General features: G+C 46.5%; 4 protein-coding genes. All 4 read right to left on the bottom strand.

What is annotated here, in order from left to right; genetic code table 11:
- On the bottom strand, positions 1–319 hold a 319-nt coding region (locus ABD915_RS09480; protein WP_345117683.1), incomplete at its 3' end, for a hypothetical protein.
- On the bottom strand, positions 316–1,404 hold the full coding sequence (locus ABD915_RS09475; RefSeq protein WP_345117681.1) for a ParB/RepB/Spo0J family partition protein: 1,089 nt from the start codon (positions 1,402–1,404) through the stop codon (positions 316–318). The genes ABD915_RS09480 and ABD915_RS09475, both read right to left, overlap by 4 nt.
- Positions 1,404–1,802, bottom strand: coding sequence for a hypothetical protein (locus tag ABD915_RS09470; protein WP_345117679.1), 399 nt, complete (start codon positions 1,800–1,802; stop codon positions 1,404–1,406). Before ABD915_RS09470 ends, ABD915_RS09475 begins: the two co-directional genes overlap by 1 nt.
- Positions 1,786–1,923 carry a hypothetical protein gene (locus tag ABD915_RS09465; RefSeq protein WP_019219127.1) on the bottom strand — a complete coding sequence of 46 codons (138 nt, stop codon included), beginning with the start codon at positions 1,921–1,923 and terminating at the stop codon, positions 1,786–1,788. The genes ABD915_RS09470 and ABD915_RS09465 overlap by 17 nt, the downstream gene beginning before the upstream one ends.
- Positions 1,924–2,008 lie beyond the last annotated feature (85 nt).

The following is a 2,008-nucleotide window of genomic DNA, read 5'->3' as shown; positions in this document are numbered from 1 at the left end:
CACTCACCACCTCATCCCAGAGCCAAAATGCCTCTGTCGCCCGCACAAAAGCTTTAAAGCGCGGCAAGGAAATATCCACCTGCTTACTTTCCGCTACATAAGCATCCAAGCTTGCCTTACTCAAACACCCAATGCCTAAATAATGCGCCATACGCTCTGCAATCTCACTGCGCTCATAGCGGCATTCTCTCAAAGCCCGCGCCATCGCCCGCTTAATGCGAGAGCGAAACCGCTCTAAATCAATCTGCGCAACAGGTTCACGACAGGGGAAAACCGGACGTTGAAAAAAATCAAGTTGATGAGAACCACGCGTCTTCATGCCTGCCCCTCCCCCGATTGCTTGTTCAAATAATCATAAAACCGCGCCCGTGTCTGTGCATCGGCTCTCTGCCATACCCCCAACAATTGAGCAAAAACCCGCTCTTGTTCATTAACTTTCGGGGGTATATTAATCCCATTGACCAAATCAACAGCCCGCCGTAAATCCCCCTCAACCTGTTGCAAAGCAATCGCCACCCGCCGTTGCGCCACCGGCTCCATCTTTGCTAACTTTAACAACTGCGTTTGGTTATCCGCCAATGCCGTCCCCCGCAAAACAGACCGCAACTCCGGCTGTAAATGTTGGGCAATTTTCGTTAAATAATGCACTGCACGTTTCGATAAACCAATACGATCTGCCACATGTTCAGCAAAAGGGTAATGTTTACCCAATTGCTCTTCATCATGCAATTGTGCAAAGTTTGCACTATTGCTCATTTTAGCAATAGGATCAACTTGACCCAATTGCTCACCACCGATCAAAGGGACAACTTGATCCTTTGATTTTTTATCCCCTTCACCCCCAGTTTCATGGTAATCTGCAGAACCATCTTTTGGCAAAGGGTAATGTTTACCCTTTGCCACTTTGTCCACTTCACCCCCAGTTTCACTGTCATTTGAAGAGGCATCTTCGTTTGTTTGAGCAATTCGGTCAACTTGACCGAATTGCTCTTTTTTAACCTTATATTGATTACTACCATCTCCACCACGCTTAATTTCCCCATACTTCTTTTCCCACAATTCACGGTACGTCTGCACAAACAAAGCGCGGTCAATCACCGACAATTCATTGCGAAACAAGTTCTCCGCAACCTCTAAAAGCGCGGCATTATCCTTATCCGCCTGCACCACAACCGCATCAATGTCACTATAGCCCAAAAGCTCCGCAGCACGAAGCCGGTGCGCACCAGCAATAAGTGTATAATTGCCCTCTTTCGCATTGGGCGTATGGCGCACCGTAATCGGATTCATCAACCGTTCTCGTGCCATCGATTGCGCAAGCGCCTTGGCATGCTCATCATCAACAGGGCGTATACGCTCCGGTACAACAATCAAATCTAAAGCAATCTCTTGAAACCGTGCCATTATCCAACCGCCTTGTCCATTTCTCGTAAAAACAAATCCATCGCACGCCCCGCCCATCTTCGATAGGCTCTAGCAAAGACTGGTTCCATTAATCGCCGATTAATCACTTGGAGTGACAGAGAAATAGAAGTCCGCTGCCGTTCTTGTATAGCGACAATACGCCGCCGTGGAACCTCAAACTGATAATGTAAAATATGAATAACAATCTGTCGTGCTAATGCCGCATCAAATAAGCCATGCGGGGGGTCAATAATATATCGGATTGGCAAATGCCGAAATCCACCACTCACTGCCTTAAAAGAACAGGAAAGCATAATTTGTAATCGTTCAACTTCCGAATACGGATTAACGATATCGCGTCTGACATCTGGGGTCCATAAATTATAAGCCGCAACCATAACCACCCCCGATAAAGAAAACTTGACCACAAAAACCTAAAAAACAACCCATCCAATCGGCCGCTTGATGAGGCAACAGTGTGCAATCTTTCTTGTCTATTTTGTATTGATCTTTAGACATTGATAAACCTTTTTATCTTATGGTATCTAAATACATGGCAAATGCGCTAACACGCAGAGCCTAAAGCTCAAGCAGCATTCCCGCG

The organism is Bartonella jaculi (assembly GCF_039543045.1).
Classification (GTDB): domain Bacteria; phylum Pseudomonadota; class Alphaproteobacteria; order Rhizobiales; family Rhizobiaceae; genus Bartonella; species Bartonella jaculi.
The sequence above is the reverse complement of the archived record's forward strand: the minus strand, read 5'-3'. Positions and strand labels throughout refer to the sequence as shown.